We start from the raw sequence: 18,573 nt of genomic DNA on the forward strand, positions 1-18,573 counted from the left end.
TCTAATAATTATTTTACCAAACACAATTTTCTTCGGTTTTACTTTTCATAATTCAAAAACACCGATGATGCCCGGGTGCTGAGGGGCTTGTCATATTCAGGAACGGAATAATAGCACTATTTAGCCAACAATCTGAACACAGACTACAGAACGCCTTTTTTCGTTATATTGGCCGTACAATAAGGCACAACCAATTTAAACTTTGCTAAAAATGACCGGCGGTAACAAGAACGATAAGGTGAATATGAAAACGCTTGCGAAAGAACTCAACCTTTCAACCGCAACCATATCAAAAGCGATGCGCGATAGCTATGACATAAGCCATGAAACCAAACTTAGGGTAATGGAGGCCGCCAGGCGCTTAAATTATGTGCCTAACGCTTATGCCAGCAGTCTCCGCAAACAAAGCAGCAATACTATAGCCATTATTATCCCCGAAATTGCCGACAGCTTTTTCAGCCAGGCCATTAATGGCATTGAAAGCATTATTGCCCCCCAAAAATATCATGCGCTGATCTATCTTACCCATGACAGTTATGAACGGGAGGCATCTATGTTTAACGATCTGGCCAGCGGACGTGTTGACGGCGTCATCATGTCTGTAGCCAGTAGTACGCAGGATACCGGTCACATTAAAAAATTGCAGGAAACGGGCACTCCTATAGTTTTTTTTGACAGGGTGTGTGAAGATGTTACTGCGGATAAAATTATAACCGATGATTATAACAGCGCCTACAACGCTGCCGTCCATTTGCTGCTGGCAGGGTGTAAAAATATCTCGCTGGTCACTATCAGCGGTTATCCTTCTATTTTATCGGCTCGCGAACAAGGGTATCGCGATGCTTTAAATAACAACGGATTTATAACTGACGATACAAGGATAGTAACCTGCTCCAATAAGTATACGAACGAAAATGTAAACGAGATCAAAGCACATTTAACTACCGTTAAACCCGATGGTATAATAGCCACAGTTGAGCAACTGGCAACAGCCACCTACCTGGCCTGCGATGAATTGAAACTACAGATCCCCCGTGATGTAAAAGTTGTTTGCTTTACCAACCAAATTACTGCAGCCATACTTAACCCGCCGCTTACTACTGTTTTACAACCGGCATATGATATGGGCAAACAGGCGGCCGAAATACTTTTCGGCCGCCTGTCCGGAAGACTTATTGAATCTGAGCAAGAGCTGGTAATGCCATCACAACTGGTTGCGAGGGCGTCTACAGCCTCGTAATACTTAATCTTTTTGAGGGATATTGGTCATAGTGAAAGCTAAAGTACCACCATGGCTGATCTGCTCGTGCGATATCATATGATCTTTTAAAGGTACTCCGTTAAATGTAACCAACTTTACATATTTGTTCTGAGCTGATAAACCGGTTGCCCTGATAACCAATTTATTACCGTTTTGCAGGTTCAGGGCTATGTACGGAAACTGTGGTGCGCCAATACTGTACATGCCCGATGCCGGTGTTACAGGATAAAAACCCAGGGTACTAAAAATATACCAGGCAGATGTTTGCCCGCAATCATCATTACCGTTTATGCCTATCGGAGCATTTCTGAAGTTTTGCCATGAAGTGTGCTGCCTAACCAGTTCCTGCGCTTTCCAAGGCATACCGCAATAGTTAAACAGGTAAATGTAATGGTGCCCAGGCTCGTTATCGGCCCTGTAATGGCCATCATTAAAGTTATGGGTTAGCTTGTCGGCAAATGCTTTTTCGCCACCCATGAGGGCTATCATTCCGGGTACATCCTGCATAGCGCCAAAAGTGTAAGTCCACTTTGTTCCTTCGGTAAAGCCACTATCCGGCTGTGCCGACCAGCTCCCATCTGCATTACGTGGAGCCATAAAGCCGGTTGAAGTGTTGTACACATTTTTATAATTTTTACTCCAGCCCATCAACTGGTTATAATCGCTGGTTTTACCTAAAGCCTTTGCAAGCTGGGCAACGCAATAATCATCAATACCATACTCAATAGTGCGTGATACCGATTCTTTGGTTTTATCAACCGGAACATAACCTAATTTGTGGTAATTGGTTAAGCCTCCCCTTGCCTCAAAGCTTGTCCACAAGTCACGGTCACCCCATTTTTTCTGAATGTCGCCATCGGGTGCTGTAAACGCGTCTTTGTGTAGTGCTTCGTAAGCTAAGGCCGCGTTGTAGCCCCTGAAACCTTTGATGTAAGCATCGGCAATTACAGCATCAGCGTGGGTACCTATCATGATATTGGTATAAGTTGGGTTTGGCCACATTGGCATCCAACCGCCTTCCTGGTACATTTGCAGCAGCGATTTTACCATATCATTTACACGCTCAGGCTGGGTAAGGATCAGCAGCGGATGCAAGGCCCTGAAGGTATCCCACAATGAATAATCGTTGTAAGAAACGCCATTGTGAATTTTATCATCAAAAGCACTGTAATACCTGCCATACTCCGAAAATTCCCTTGGGAAAAGCAGGGTGTGGAACATGGCTGTATAAAAAATCGTCTTTTGTCCATCGGTGATATCAGCTACCTGTACTTTTTTCAATTGTTGCTGCCAGTTATCGCGGGTGTTTTTAACCACTTTCTCAAAGTCCCAATCAGGGATTTCACGCTTAAGGTTGTGACGTGCCTGATCGATGCTGATAAATGACGTAGCTACGGTAACCTTTACTACGGTACTACCTGTTGTTTTGAATGAAACATAAGCGCCCATACGGGTACCAAACTGTTCTTTACTTTTCTTCTTAATGGTTTGATTATCCCAGGTGCCGTAGCTGCGGATGGGCTTATCGAACTTAATAATAAAGTAGCCTTTAAAGTTTTTAAGCGGCGGACCAAGCTGTGCCGACTGCCTGTCGGGATTGTAGCCGGTTATCTCGTTATTTACCGTGTCGATATGCACATATCCGCGCAACTCTTTCATCCTTACCTTAAAATCATTGGCCCAATCGGTAAGTGCAGGATTAAGATTGATACCCTGAATGATGAGATGCGCCTGATCTGCCTTAGGGAAAGTAAAGCGGAACATACCGCAAGTATTGGCACCGGCTATTTCGGCTTTAATATTTGCATTATTGGCAGCCTTTAGTTTTACGGAGTAGTAATATGGTTTAGCCACTTCATCCTTATGGTCAAACATCAGCTTACGCTCTTCGGGCAGTACCCGGAGGTTACCGATCTGAGGCATTACAGATACATAACCATAATCGCCCATCCAAACGGTTGGCTGGTGCGAGGCCATTAGGCCTATTACCGAGTTATCCTCATAAGTATAACTCATTTTGCTCATCTTGTTTTCGCCGGTTTGGGCAACAAAATTGGTCATGGCAAACGGCACATTTACACATGGCATGGTACCACCGCCGTCGAGTCCTTTGGCAAAGCCGGTTGATGCTGTACCGATGAGCGGGTTTACATAGTCAACCTCGTCCTTCTTAACTTTATTCGCTTTTTGCTGCGCGTTTGTTGCATTGGTAACCAACGAAAGCAGTACCAACGGATAGATGTTCCGTTTTAATTTCGGGCAAATGTTTAAGATCATTTCAGATAGATTTTTAGGCTTGTTTAAACAGGCCTGGCAAATCTCTGATTTTTCAGATCATATTTGTGATAAGCCTGATATTTTTTTCGCGAATATTTATTGCTGAAGAATTGATACCTTTTCTGAGGATACGATGCCTTTGATATCATCGGCAGATAAAGCAGCCTTGAATACTTTCACTTTGTTTATATAACCATGAAACACCCTTTCTGAAGGAAATTCCTCATTGCGGCCCAACGTCCATTTGTTATTTACCGACAGATTAGTAGTTACATCTAATTCGGAAGTACCCACTAAAATGCCATCTATATAAAGATAAAGCTTTTTGCCGCTGCAAACCCCCGCTATGTGGTGCCAGTGTTGATGCCAGTCGGCAGGGAGGTTTACAGTACAATCGCCCCTGCCCCATCCGCCGGCAAAAAAAGTAAGCGTTTTGTTATCGGTCATTTGCAACACGTGGTTATCGCCTTTGGTAATGATGTCGGTTAAACCTTTCTCGTTACCCGTTGGGTACACCCAGCCCATCATACTAATGAATTCGCCCATGTTATCTAAAACCGGCGCGTTTGGAACTTCCACGTAAGTGCTATCTCCAAACTGCAGTTGATCTTTATTGGTTGTTGCCGGAGTTGAGATAATGTTCCCGTTGTTATGAAATCCTGAGCTATCAGCTACCGACTTGCCGGGAGCTATCGATCCGAAATCAAGCATCAATGATTCGGCGGCATCTTCATAAACTTTATATAAGGTTTTCGCAGTATCAACCTTTACTTGTTTAAATCCTTTTTTGGAAGCAGTTATATTATGACCGATAGTTTTAACCTCACCTGCATTCAGTTTGATATTATCTGTAAATACAACCGAATCATTCTGGATTACCGGTATTATAAAAGTTTGCTTTAAGCCACCTGTATTTTTTATCCGGTATTTTATCTCCTGGTTTTCATTTAACCTGATCATCGGCTTTACTTCCAGTTGGGATATTTCAAAAGCATGCTCCTGTGGTTTTGCCGGCAGCTTCACATCAACAGTAAACGGGAGTGTATTATCAAGTGTCAATGTAGTCCTCCCAACCGGATAAAGCCTGAACATTATAGAATCCTGAATAGTTTGGCCTTGTTCAATCAAACAATTCCTATAGCCATATGGCTTGCCGTTAACCAACAACTTCACCGTTTTAACACCTTTGCTACCTGTATTTTTAAGCCTGAACTTTACGACAAGCGGCTCGTGTGGCACTACGCTTTTTTTATCAACCGAATAATCAATGATCTTAAAAGCGGTGTTTTTTTGTGTAGATGATAACTCAACCGGATCTTTATCCACAGACCAATTGGCAGGCTCTTTGCCCATATCAAAAGTCATTGCACCGCCCTCTACTAAAACGGAATGCGGTAACACTAACTGCCGCCAGCCCTTACCATTTACCTGCAACGATTGTATATAGTTATTTTTTAATGCTGAATTATTGCTGCTGATGACAAACTTCCTGCCCTTTGGCAGATGAAGGGTTAATGCTTTAAACAATGGCGTACCAATGGCATAAAGCGGCTTGCCGGGACAAACAGGATAAATCCCCAGCGAACTGAAAACATACCAGCTGGATGTTGAACCAAGGTCATCATTACCGGGCAAACCGCCGGGCGTAGCACTGAACCTGTTTAACATGATATTCCTTACCCATTTTTGTGTTAAGTGTGGCTTACCGGCCTGGTTAAACAGGTAAGGCAGGTGAAATACGGTTTCGTTATCAAACAGAATAACATTATTACGAAGAGCCGAATCCAGTCGGCCGGCAAACTGCTCATTCCCGCCGGTCATATTGATGAGTTCTTTGCCATTTTGAGGTACAAAATAGGAATATACCCACTTATCGCCTTCTTTATATCCTGATGTACCTGGCTGAAGTTTAAACTCATTACCATTTCGCGGAAGCATGAACAATTCATCTTTATTCAAAAGATTACGGTAGTTAAATCCTCTGTTTGATAATAATTGAGCGGTTTGTTTGTCGCCCATCACTTTGTCCGCAAATTGCGACAAAGCCCAATCATCATAAGCATATTCCACCGTACGGGTAACAGACTCCTGCCGGGTAAAGGGAACGTAGCCTTTTTGATGGTAAACTTCCATGTCCGACTGTACAAACGGCCCATCAACCAGATCTTTTTTCATTGCCTTGTAAGCAAGCTCTTTATCGAAACCGGCTATCCCTTTTAAATAGGAATCAACAATGATGGGGATAGCATGGTTACCCGTCATACTTTCGGTTGGCAGGTGCCCGCTTTGCTTGTAAACATCCAACATAGATAGGATGATGTCCTGCTGTTTTTGCGGGTATAGCAATGTAAGCAAAGGATGCAGTGACCGGAAAGTATCCCAGGGAGAAAACCCGCCATATTGACTTAGCCCTCCTCTTTGATAAATTTTGCCATCATCGCCACGATAGCTGCCATCTGCATCATCAATTACCCATGGCAATAACAGCGAATGATAAAGTGCCGTATAAAATACCTTTTTATGCTGTTCATTATCGTCAGCTATATCAACAACCGATAATAACTTAGCCCATTCCTTACTGGTCTTCGCGCGTACTTCGTCAAAATTAAGACTACCTATTTCCTGATCAATATTATGTTGCGCACCGGAATAATCAATGGATGATTTACTAAGCAACACTGTAATCACTTTAGCTTTCGGAAAAGTGAAGAGCCAGCCGCCATCTATTTCCTTTTTTCCCGTATATCCTTCGCTAAAATTTATTGCGGTATTGGCGGCTGAAATATGGATTATTTTATTGGATATGAATTGAATCTCACCTCCGCCACCGATAAAAACTTGCGGATTAGCATTCCCATCAAAAGTAAAACGAAACATTCCTGCTCTGGTGGTTGCGGTGGCTTCCGTAGTGATGTGCTGATCATCAAAGCGCACTTTATAATAACCTGGTGCAGCGCTTTCCTTTTTGTGCGAAAAGTGAATGCTTGATTTGCCTGGCTCAAAATTAGCACCGCTATTCCATGGCATGATAAAAAGACGACCGGATGATCCTTCGGGGAAGCCGCTCATATGCCCCAGGCAACTGAAGTAGTAAATTGAACTATCAGTATAATTATACCCTTTGGCCCCGGTAACCCTTGTTTCCGGACTTAATTGAACACTCCCCGATGGTGCAACTGCACCAGGATAACAGCCGCCATTATTGCCCCACTTGGTTAACACATTGCTTACAGTTGTGCCAATAAATGGGTCAACATAATGCAGGTGGTTTGTTTGTTGGGCGAAAAGACTTGTACCCAGTAACAGCATCAGAACCGAAATAAAACAGAATATCTTCTTCAATTGCGTAATCAATGATTTTAATATTAAATGTAAAGACGCATAATTGCGTCTCCCGCTTGCAAGGCATTGGAAATTCACTATCCGCTCTGTACAGTTAGAGACGCTATTATGCGTCTCTACAGTTATCATTATATCTTTATATAGATTTTCTTTTTATCAAGCACATATGCCACCAGCCAGCAAAGCATCATGTAGCAAAGTGCAAATACCAAGGTACCAAACGCGCCGGGGAATATCTTTTGGTAAAACACCTGGTTTATCCAGTCGTAAAAACTTAACTGGGGTTTAACCCAAATGGTTTGCAAAACGGTGAGCAGCAATTCTGACAACAGGTAAATAGCCAACGAATTACGTCCGAAAATGAGGAAGAAATTTGTACCGCTCTTTATCTTTTTTATTTCGATAGCAAATACCATAAACCCCAACAACAAAAGATCGATACCTATCGTAAGCAACGTGAATGAGCTTGTCCACAGTTTTTTGGCCACAGGAAAAAACTGCGCCCAGAATAAGGAAACAGCGATCAATAGAACCCCGCACATGAACAACCTTGCAACCGATTCGTAATTTTTTCCTTTACGCTGAATGAACGCTCCGGCCAGGAAACCGCCAATGACATTCACAATGGCCGTCATGGTACTGAGCAAGCCCTCGGGGTCAAAAGCTATGGGGCCGCCTTTATCATGATATAAATGATCGTTACCCATCAACACGATATCCAATCGCGTGCCTGCATTGCCAAGCATGGTATACTCCTTACCTGGCTCGCCGCAAAATATCAGGAAAGCCCAGTAGCCCAATAAAAGCACAGCTGAGATAATGACGGCCGTTTTTTGTGAACAATAGTGAACTATCAAAGCACCAAAGAAATAACACAACGCTATCCGCTGTAACACGCCCATGATACGGGTATGGTTTAAAGGGTTAAACACCCAGCTACCTGCCTCACGATGGAAGAACGGGAACCAATACATCAGGTAGCCCAGCAGGAAAATAATCACTGTGCGTTTAAAGATCTTACCTATAAAAGCGGCATCAGTCTCAAATTTCTTTTTAGAGAAACTAAGCGCGTTGCCCACTGCAAAAAGGAATGACGGAAAAACCAGATCGGTAGGTGTAAAACCGATCCAGGGGGCATGATCAAGCGGCGACCATACGTTTGCCCCCGAACCGGGGGCATTAACGATGATCATGAAGCAAATGGTCATACCACGGAAAACATCAAGTGCGGTAAATCTTTCGGTTGTTGTAGCCATGCGCTGTTATTAATTAAGGGGTATTGAAATTTCGTTGATTGTTCTGCCTGCTGCCTCTTCGGCTACAATTCGGGTTTGGTTGATACTATTGCCATCTTCATCATAAACCACCAGCTGGTTTAAGCCTGTTTTAAGCCAGCACTCGGGGATGTAAAGGCTTTTCATATCCAGTTTTTCAGGGTATCTTCCTAAATTGTGTCCGTTAACCCAAACAGAGCCATGCCCCAAACCAACGGGATCAAAACGCCAGATGAATGTATTCCCTGTTGATGGTGGTAAGCTGAAAGTTGTACGATAAAAAACCGGGGTATTTTTCATTTGCTTAGCCACATCAAGCTTCGCCCAACCCTGAGCGGCCTGCGCATCACCCGGACCGCCCTTCAGTTGCCATCCGGTTACAGCAGTAGCATTGCCAATGGCATTGATATTTATAGGTTGATCGATCCCTCCCTCATTTGAGTAATTTTCGATAAAAACTGAAAGATCAATTGGGTGCTTTAAAGCTTCTGCATCGGTAATGTTTACTTCAAACGGCTGGTTCCAGCCATCATGATGTGCAACCTGTTTGCCGTTAATAAATACGGTGGCGTTTTCGTCAACGCTTTTAAACAGTATCGCTAATTTTGAAGTACCCGCAGGCTGCTGCGGAATGGTTGTGTGGAACCAGGCATAACCCTCTTTCAGGTTAAAAACATCATTACCTATTTTATACTTTTTGTATACCGATGTATCAAATGCCGGCGGACCTTGCTTTACATCGTCTTTTTTGCTGGACTTGGTAAAATACCAGTCGCCAAGTTCAGAAATAAACGGCCCGCCTTTTTTGATAAGCGCATTGCCAAAAAGTCCTTTGCTATCCACCTCATCTATCGGGCCAAGGTAGGCAGCCAGTTTATCGCGGCCATCATGTGCGGCAAAAACAGCCAGGGTATGCTTTCCTTTTTTAAGATCGAGCGATAACTCATTATCGTTCAGCTTCCATTTGGCAGCAGGTTTACCATCAATAAAGGCTTGTCCCCGGCCGCCGCCTTTTACCTGCAGGGTATATTTTCCGTTTGAGGGTATGTTTAATGTAGTCCGGTACCAGGCATCGGCGGTAATATCGGCATCTGCACCCATAGGTTGCGGATCTTTTGATTTAAGCCAGGTGCTTGTATTTACGTTGGATGCCGCGCTAATGGCGGCGTTTTTATATTGCCAGTTTGATAAATTGTGAGTTTGCGGCTGATTGCCCTTTTTAGCATCGATATTAAAAGCGATCCCTTTACTATCGGTGTATAAAATTGCTTTCTGAATCGCGCTTTGCGTTAAAGGTGTTTCTAAGGTTATCTTAAAGTGTCCATTTTTAACCGATGTCTCACCAACATAGTTCAGCCCCGTTATAATGTAGTCTTTGCCCTCAATTTCGGTGATCCATGTTTTATCGGTTAGAGCACGGTTCATGGCCAACACCCTTATAGTTTCCGAGCCTGATTTAAAAGTATATTCAACCGGCTTTTCGGCTGTAGCAGGCATTTGCTCATCAATCAGTACATCATTGTTTTCAACTTTCACTGAAGTTGATGCTGACGTAGCTTTGGCTTTTGTATTAAAGCGAAGTAATAACGGATTACCTGCTTCTGCATCAACAATTATAGTTGTGGTGTTAGCTTGCTTTACAATGGCAAATACGCGGGTAAGCGCCCAATCAAGCGCAACTTCCTCATTCAATTTATAATTATGCACCAAAGGATAAATCTCTTTAGACTTCAAGTTGATCCTTTTGCCCGCAAGCAGACTTTCGGCACCATTGATATTTAATGATGCGCTTATTTTAGAAGTACCCGGATTATCTAAAAATATCAGAGCACCTGCTGGACTTGTGCGGGCGGATACTTTCAAAGCGGTATCCTTAGTTATGGCGCTGTAAGCAGTTGACGCATTCGTACTGTTCTCCAGCACATCCTGAAAACTGCGCGAAAACCAAGCAGCGCGTTTAAAGGCATAATAAATTGGCCGTAAATCGCCCGCCTGACCTATACCCGTACCATAATCGTACGAAGCTGCATCCTCATCATTATTGGTATAGCCAAAGTTTGAACCACCATGAGCCATGTAGTAGTTATAACCGTTACCGCCATGAGCGATAATTTTCCAGGTGCGCCTGTCATAAAGTTCAGCGTCGCCTGGCTTCGCGCCGTATTGCGAATACCAAACGGCCCAGAATTCGGTAGAAAACCATGGGTTTGGCCGTTTATCGTCATCAAGCTTACCATCACCTGCCGGATCGCTGGCGTGGTGTAACCCGCTGAAAAAATATGGCACCTGCATACCCATATCCAAGGCTTTTGCCTGCAGGTGTTTAAAATACCCATCGGGCATTACGGTTCCCCAGCCATTGGGATGTTCGTTTTCAAGCTGCACCAATATTACCGCACCACCTTTATTAATTTGCCTTTGAAATACTACGGGCAATAAATGGTCAAAAAAGCGGTCAACATATTGTTCAAATGGTTTATTGTCTTCCCGAACCCGCAGACCTTTTTTAAATTTAAGCCATATGGGGTAACCGCCGTTATCCCACTCAGCGCAATAGTATGGGCCAACGCGTACAATGGCGTATAAGCCAAGTTGTTTTACTATATCCAGGAATTTACCCAAATCATGGTCGCCGGTAAAGTTGAATTTGCCTTCCTGTTCTTCATGAAAATTCCAGATGGTATAGATCTCAATACAATTAAAGCCCGCCCGTTTTATCCTCAGGAGCCTATCGTACCAAAGCTCATGCGGTATACGGGCATACTCAAGTCCGGCTGATACAATGAACGTACGTTTACCATTCACCATAAAACCTTTGTTGTCAAAATCGATATAGGGCCTGGCAACAGCCGTGGCAGGGAAAATATGGTCGTTAGCACTTTGACTGTGTGCTTTAGTAAAGGCGCTTAATAAGATGGATGTTAATATGGTGTAGCGTAATCTCATGATTTTTTACAATCCAGACTTACGAAGTTTTTAAAACTTCGTAAGTCTTATGTTCTTATATTCTCCTGTCATTTCGACGAACATGTGGTGGCCTGAGCGTGGCGTGAGGAGAAATCTTATACGCCAAGCTTAGCGGCTTTTCATATCGTATAAGATTTCTCACCCTTGCCTTTCGCTGCCCCCCATCAAGGGTTCGAAATGACATCGTTTTTATTGAGCTTGGCGGGTTTCTAAAATCACCGCATTATATTTCACATACAATTGCTTCGATTTTTCAACGGCGTCACCTTTAGCAGCATCAGTGTAGGCATTGTCATGCTTGTTCACCCACTGCCATTCCCAGTCTTTCACCTGCTTGTCAAAAGCATCGGCATTGAAGTCGGTTTTAGCCGATAATGACTTATCCAGCAGACCAAAGTACAGTGCCCAGCGTGGTTTGTAATAACCTTTGATTAAACCTGCCCATTGACGGTTTGAATACTCTCTTAAACCGCTTTCCTTATCGCCCCAAAGGGTAACCAGGTCGCGGGCATTAAACTCGTAGAGGTTTTTCTCTTTATCGGTTACACCATTGGCCCTTGCTTCGTTAATCCATTTGCCTAACAGGAAATCTTCACGGGTGCTTAGCAGGGCGTCCATATCATCCATGAGTTCCAGGAACTGGCTGCTATATAATTTAAACTGCTGCTGATCTTTATTTTGATAAGCCTGCGCCATTTTTTGCTGCAGCGGACTCGCATAATTGGCCAATACCTGACGGGTTACATCAACCAGATCATACTGAAAACCATCACTTTGTTTCAGGCTATCGGCAGCATTTATAAGCAAGCCCCAGGCTTTAACCAATTGCATCGGATCGTAATCCAATTTGGTTAATACCCTATCAATATATTTTTTCATTGTTGGTCTTGCCACAATAATTGACTCCGGGCCCCCTTCAGTTAAGCCTCCCGAATAAACCGAATTTAACAGGATATGCCATGCCTCATTTGCCTGGCCGTTAACCTGACCGTAACGGCGTTGAGCATAGTTCGCAACCCAGGCATCGGCATCAATCGGGGTATCGCGCCAAACGTTTTCAAGCATCAGTGCAAATAGTGCGGGGTTTTGTTCAATACCTTCGGGGGTAACACCAATGCCACGCATATTTTTTGATTCGGGATCATGCAGGGCAATGGCCGGGTCGGCAGCTACATGGCGCATACGGCCAAAAAGACTGATGTTACCGCCAAAGTTTTGCAGCATGCTCCAGATCCAGGGCTTGCCATAGTATGCTTCGGTACGGTTCCAAACCGGGTGGGCATCGCTATACAGATCAAGCACAATCATTTGCTCGTTAGGTACCGCGTTAAGCAAAGCTTTGATCTGTTGCGGCTGCCAGAATTTGTTATTGTAGTGAAACATCCAGCCCTGCATTACCCAGATTGCTTTTGGATCGGCGGCAGCCATAGAGTTAAACACCTTTTTGCTCATGCCATCCAAATAGGTGGAATCGTTGGTTGGCGGCACATTTTCGTTAAAAGTATCGGCCGAGTACAGGTGGTCGGTACCAAACTCTTTGGTTTGTGCTTCTATATATTTTTTGCCGATGGTTTCAAACATCGGATCGTCGGGATCAAGTATAAAAACATCGGGAAACCCGGCATCCCAGTTGGTTCTTTTAACCTTAGCACCGGGGAATTTATCTTTAAACGATGGCGGCACATGGCCGGTGAATGACGACAGAACAGGCGTCATCCCAAAAGAGCGCTCACGCTCTAAAATCTTTTTTTGCAATGCTTTGTGCGAGTCCATCCAATGCTGCGGCAGCGGGCCACCCCATGCATCAATATTCCCCATCCAAAACCATGAAAAATAAGCAGGGCCGCTAAAAAACTCATCCAGTTGTTTATCGGTAAAGCCCATGTCTTTGTAAACGGTTTGCCAAACAGCTTCTTCGCCGGTTATAGCCAGCGGCATGTTGATGCCATTCAGGGCCATCCAGTCAATTTCTTTTTGCCAGCGGTCCCAATCCCACCAGGCCATGGTGTAGTTAAACGTGCAGTAATTTAAATAGTAGCGATATTGATAAGGTGTAGTTTTATGGATAAGCCCTTTAACAGCAGGCAGGGTTGCCGGCAAGTTAAGATTGGTGCCATTCCAGCCGATATCACAAAAACAATAATTTTTAAGATAGTAGTTTAATGCCGATGCTATTGACAGACCGTTATTACCCCTGAGCACAATTTTACCATTACGGCTTTCCAGCTCAAATACATCTTTACCGTTCTGCTGGGGGATAGACTCAATAGTAAATAAATTACTCTTGCCGGGAATTACCCTTTCAATAAAATCATAGGAAGTTTTCTGATCAACCTGGGCACCGGCTTTAAAGCCAAATGCGATAATAGCTGCTACAACAAGTAAACACTTTCTCATCAATAGATAGTTAAACGCCGGCAATTACCGGAAATAAATACCGGCAACAGGAGGTGCTCCCCTGCCGCCGGTATATGGTTATTATTTAAAATTAGGGTTTTGTACTAATACGCCTTTACTTTTATCAATCTCAACCTGAGGAATTGGGAAATAATAGTTTTTAGGGCGTACAAAGGTTACTGTTTTATTTTGATCAAGCGGGGCTTTGGAAACAGCAAGGTTATAAATAGCTGCTATATCAACTATGTTCTTTTTGTCCCAGCGCATCAAATCCTGGTGACGTTGGTCTTCACCAGCCAGCTCAACACGGCGCTCGTGGATCAGCTCTTTCATGCCAGCTCCCGAAACCGGTTTTAATGAAGTTGAGGCCCGGTGCCTGATCTGGTTGATCAGTGCATCTCCGGCACCTGCCCCCTGTGTACGGATCAATGCTTCGGCAACTAACAGGTAAATATCAGCCGAACGCATTAAAGGCACTGCATAACTATGGTCAACACCACCACCATCTGCCTGGGTATTAAACACAGCGTACTTTTTAAAGGCAAAACCGGTAGCCGAAAGATCGGCAGTAAAGGTTGTTAAACCGTTACCATCGCCCAGATCAACTTTATCGCCAACGCTTAACAATGTTGCAGCTTTACGCGGATCACCCGCTTCAAACTCATTGGCAAGGCCCTGTAATGGCTGGCTAAAACCATAACCTCCCCATGGACGCGGAATGTAATAAACGGTAAAGTCGTTTTGAACCACATTTTGTACGGCCTGGATTGAGAAAAGCATTTCAGTACTGTTTTCATTTGCGCGGGTAAAATTATCAGTATAATTAGGCGCAAGTGCATAAGCCGGATTGGAGATCACCTTTTGGCCGGTTGCTATGGCTTCAGGCAATTTTTCCCAGTACATATAAAGCTTGGTTAATAAGCCCAATGCTGTTCCTTTGCTCACGCGGCCACGATCCGCAGCGCCGTAGCTTTCAGGCAGCAAATCAACTGCCTTTAACAAATCGGATTCTATTTGTTTACGAACTTCTTCTATGGGCGATTTTGGAACATTGAAATTCAAGGAGGTATAATCAGCTTCAGTAATGATAGGCACATCACCGTGGATGATCATCAAACGCCAGTAGCCAAAAGCCCTTAAAAAATAAGCCTCACCCATGCTGCGGTTTTTAACATCGGCAGATATAGCAGTTATTTTCGGGATATTGATGATGCAGTTAGTAGCGCGGTTAATTTCCTCATAGCGCCATTTCCATGGGTAACGGATAGCTGCGTTTGATGCGTCGTAGGTTAAGTTTTCGATAGCCTCGTCCTCACCATGGTCGCCCGAGCGCCAGTAATCATCAGATGGGGTATCAAATGTTGACTCGGCATGCCCTATATAATCCTCCTCCGGTAAAATACTGTAAATACCGGTTATCGCGTTAACAGCATCAACCTCGTTGCGGAAATAGTTGGTTGAGCTGTAAACACCCTGCTGCTTTAAATCAAGTGCTTTTTTACAGCCGCTGCCCATCAGGGCCAATGACACAAGCGTATATATTAGTTTGTTTGATTTCATGATGATGTTATAATTTAACTGTTACACCAAATGTTATTGTCCTTGTCGACGGATATTGAGCTACGTCAACCCCTCTTTGCAAATTGCCGTTAGTATAACCCAGCTCAGGCGTGTAACCTTTGTAGCCGGTTATGAAAAACACATTTTGACCGGATGCATATAACTTTATACTTTTTAATGTGGCTTTTTTAGCCCAGCTCACAGGAAGCGTATAACCTAAAGTGACATTTTTAAGGCTTACATAGCTTCCGTTTTCAACAAACATATCAGATGTGCGGTAGTTATCATTAGCACGGTCAAGCGATAAACGAGGGATAGTGTTACTGGTACCCGGTCCCGTCCAACGGCCTAAAGTTTCGGCATAAAGGTTAAACGGATAAGTTGGGTCGATACCCTGCATCCTGTCGGCATTATAAAGACTCACGCCAAATACCCCGGTAAAGTTTGCCGATAGATCAAAGCCCTTGTATGATATATTACCTTGTAAACCGGCAGTAACCTTAGGATTAGGATTGCCCAGATTGGTACGGTCGTTACCATCAATTAAACCATCACCATTCAGGTCAAGGAAACGCACATCTCCCGGTCTGATACTCGCTTTACGAGGGTCGTTTTTGAGCGCCGGATCATTATCAATGTCGGCTTGTGTTTGGTATAAACCGTTGGTTTTCCAGCCGTAAAATGAAGCTATCGGCTGACCTTCATAAGTGCGGGAAATTTCCTGGCTCGAGCGGCCATATACTGTTGAGCCAACAAAGGTACCTTCGCCGTTTAATTTGGTTACCTTGTTTTTGATATACGAGGCGTTAGCGCCAATAGTATATTTTACTTTATCGTTACCGCCATGGTAATTAACTTCAAACTCAACACCCTTGTTGTTCATGGTGCCGATGTTTTGGTTAGGGATATTTACCGAACCGGCCGCACCTACAACAGGCGGCGATAAAAGCATATCCTTGGTGTTTTTATTGAACCAGGTTAACGTGGTGGTTAACTGATTGTTTAAAAAACCTGCATCCAGGCTAATGTTAGTCATGGCTGTACGCTCCCAGGTAATATCCGGGTTGGCAAGACTGTAAACTGCCGCACCGGTATAACCTGTGCCACCAAAGGTATAACCATTATTTTCATAGGTGCTGCCTAACCTTATTAAGCTGGTGTATTGGAATGTACCGATGTTTTGGTTACCAAGCTCGCCATAACCGCCTGTTAGTTTCAGGTTGCTTATCCAACTTATGTTTTTGATAAACTGCTCGTTAGATAACCTCCAGCCCAAAGAGAATGCCGGGAAGTAACCCCATCTTTTTGATGGCGCAAATTTAGATGATCCGTCTGCACGGAAAGTAACAGTAGCCAGGAAGCGGCCATCGTAGTCATAAAACAACCTGCCAAAGCCCGATTGTAATGACGATTCATCAGGCACCACACTTGAGTTAAACTGACTGTTGCCCAAGCTAAGTACACGCTGATCCTGTGAGGTATCATCGTATCCCACCCGCCATGCGTTAAACCCATAAGTTTTAAAGTTTTGGTATGAGTAACCACCGGTAAAGGTCACGTGGCTTTTCCCAAATACCTTATCATAAGTCAGGAACGATTCTAATAATTGCGATGACAACTCGCCCTCGTTTTGGGTTAACTGCGAGGTGGTGTTTTGCCTGGCCTGGTTAACATCAGCAATATTGAAGTTATACGCACGGTTTAAAGTACCATCATACGCATAGTTTACACGGAGTTTTAGCTCTTTTAAAAACGTTATCTCAGCAAAGGCATTTGCCAGGGCACGGTATTTTTTATTAAACCTGTCTGCCTCCTGAATGGTAGCATAAGGACTGTTTATATCACCTAACTGGTTAGCAAACGCCTTTGAAGTACCGTATGTTCCATCCGGATTAACCAACGGAATGGCAGGGTTAAAGCGCAAGGCCGAAAAAATTAACCCTGTTTGGGAGTTATTATTATCGAACCCAACATTATTGGCATAATTTAACTGGAGATTTTCGCCCAATTTTAACCATTCGGTTACCTTATGCTCTGAGTTAAAGCGGGTGCTAAAGCGTTCAAAATTAGTTTTGGCTATGATACCATCTTCATTATAAACCGAGGTAGACCAACTGTATGCAGATACCTCGTTACCACCATTTAAACTCACATCCCCACTGGTTACATGACCTGTTTTCATAATGGCACGCTGCCAATCGGTGCGTTGAGTAGCGTAATAGCTGTCGTTCCAGGGCGCATCAATAGCAACACCATCGTTGGTATAGCGCTCCCTTTTCAATGTATACAAATCGGGGGCAGTTAACAGTTTGAGGTATTTAGTGGTATTAGAGAAACCGTTGTAAAAATTAACAGTGGTAACCAATTTTTGATTGTATGTGCCTTTTTTAGTGGTAACCAACACAACGCCATTGGCAGCACGTGTACCGTAAATAGCAGCTGCCGATGCATCTTTCAAGATATCAACCGAAGCAATATCGTTCGGATTAATATCACTCAAGGCATCCGGATTACTGGTAGGTACACCATCAACAACAACAAGTGGGTTGGCATCGTTTAACGTACCGGTACCGCGGATACGGATACTTGAAGCAGCACCCGGCGAGCCATCGTTGCGCACAATGTTTACACCAGCTGCGCGGCCATCCAGGGCCTGGGTTGCTGAAGCTACAGGAAGATTTTGAAGATCAGCACCTTTTACACTTGCTACAGAGCCGGTAACATCGATCTTTTTAGTGGTACCATAACCAACAACCACAACTTCGGTCAAGGCAGATGGCAGGGCCGTCAAGGTTATATTTAAAGTTTGGCTTCCGGTTATGGTAACCACCTTTTTTTCAAACCCGATATAAGAGATTTCCAACACTCCGTTTATAGGGGCATCAATACTGAAATTTCCATTCGCATCGGTGGTAGTACCCTGGTTGGTACCCTGCAGGCGAATGTTAACTCCAATAAGTGGCTCGCCTTTGGCATCAACAACCTTACCCTTTACAAGGGCTATACTTTTGGTTTCTTCCTGGTTAGCAATGATCACTACATGGTCATCATTCATCTTATAAGAAAGCTTATCATCAATGATGGCTGCAAGCAATTCATCAATGGTTGCATCTTTTACGTCAAGGTCAACCTTGCCCAGCTTTTTGATGGAAGCATAGTTATAGAAGAAGCGGTAATCGCTTTGTTTCTGAATTTTTGTAAGGATACTGCTTACTTCGGCCTGCTTTAAGCTAAGCGTAAATTTCTGCTGTGAGTACACTTTTGCAGAAACTTGTACGCAGGTAGCCAGGACAAATAAAAATACTGCTTTCATCAGCAAAATAACTTTGAGACATACGGGGGCGCCACGAAGCGGGAACACCCTTCTTGTTTTTTTCATTACATTTGTTTTGAAAATAAATGGATGGAGCAAGTGCTGTTTTACAATTGCTTACTCCGTTAATAAAATCCTATTTGTTTGCGGGGAGGAGTGGCAGCTCTTCCCTTGTTTACTTG

General features: G+C 43.8%; 8 protein-coding genes. 1 reads left to right on the forward strand and 7 read right to left on the reverse strand.

Translation table 11 applies throughout. The annotated features are described in order from the left end of the window. The first annotated feature begins 211 nt into the window (after window positions 1–211). Window positions 212–1,240, forward strand: a complete 1,029-nt coding sequence (locus AC59JO_RS01950) for a LacI family DNA-binding transcriptional regulator (protein ID WP_497303008.1) — start codon at window positions 212–214, stop codon at window positions 1,238–1,240. A 3-nt stretch (window positions 1,241–1,243) separates the two neighbouring features. On the opposite strand, the gene AC59JO_RS01955 is transcribed toward AC59JO_RS01950, so the two are convergent. The 7 genes from AC59JO_RS01955 to AC59JO_RS01985 all read right to left on the reverse strand — a co-directional run bounded on the left by AC59JO_RS01955 (window position 1,244) and on the right by AC59JO_RS01985 (window position 18,457). After that, window positions 1,244–3,538, reverse strand: coding sequence for a GH92 family glycosyl hydrolase (locus tag AC59JO_RS01955; protein WP_497303010.1), 2,295 nt, complete (start codon window positions 3,536–3,538; stop codon window positions 1,244–1,246). Between the two features lie 96 nt (window positions 3,539–3,634). Then, complete coding sequence (locus AC59JO_RS01960; RefSeq protein ID WP_497303012.1) at window positions 3,635–6,880, reverse strand: GH92 family glycosyl hydrolase; 3,246 nt, start codon at window positions 6,878–6,880, stop codon at window positions 3,635–3,637. Between the two features lie 128 nt (window positions 6,881–7,008). Further along, complete coding sequence (locus AC59JO_RS01965; RefSeq protein ID WP_497303014.1) at window positions 7,009–8,136, reverse strand: acyltransferase family protein; 1,128 nt, start codon at window positions 8,134–8,136, stop codon at window positions 7,009–7,011. Window positions 8,137–8,145: 9 nt separating this feature from the next. Then, window positions 8,146–11,100 (reverse strand): beta-galactosidase, encoded by a 2,955-nt coding sequence (locus AC59JO_RS01970; protein WP_497303016.1) that lies wholly within the window; start codon window positions 11,098–11,100, stop codon window positions 8,146–8,148. Window positions 11,101–11,310: 210 nt separating this feature from the next. Beyond that, the gene (locus tag AC59JO_RS01975) at window positions 11,311–13,518 is read right to left on the reverse strand and encodes an alpha-N-acetylglucosaminidase (RefSeq protein ID WP_497303018.1); all 2,208 of its coding nucleotides are present in this window, start codon (window positions 13,516–13,518) and stop codon (window positions 11,311–11,313) included. Between the two features lie 81 nt (window positions 13,519–13,599). Further along, entirely contained in the window at window positions 13,600–15,078 is a 1,479-nt protein-coding gene (locus AC59JO_RS01980; protein WP_497303020.1) for a RagB/SusD family nutrient uptake outer membrane protein, read from the reverse strand. Window positions 15,079–15,085: 7 nt separating this feature from the next. Next, the gene (locus tag AC59JO_RS01985; protein WP_497303022.1) at window positions 15,086–18,457 is read right to left on the reverse strand and encodes a TonB-dependent receptor; all 3,372 of its coding nucleotides are present in this window, start codon (window positions 18,455–18,457) and stop codon (window positions 15,086–15,088) included. Window positions 18,458–18,573: the final 116 nt, after the last annotated feature.

The sequence above is a fragment of the Mucilaginibacter sp. A5337 genome (assembly GCF_059690695.1).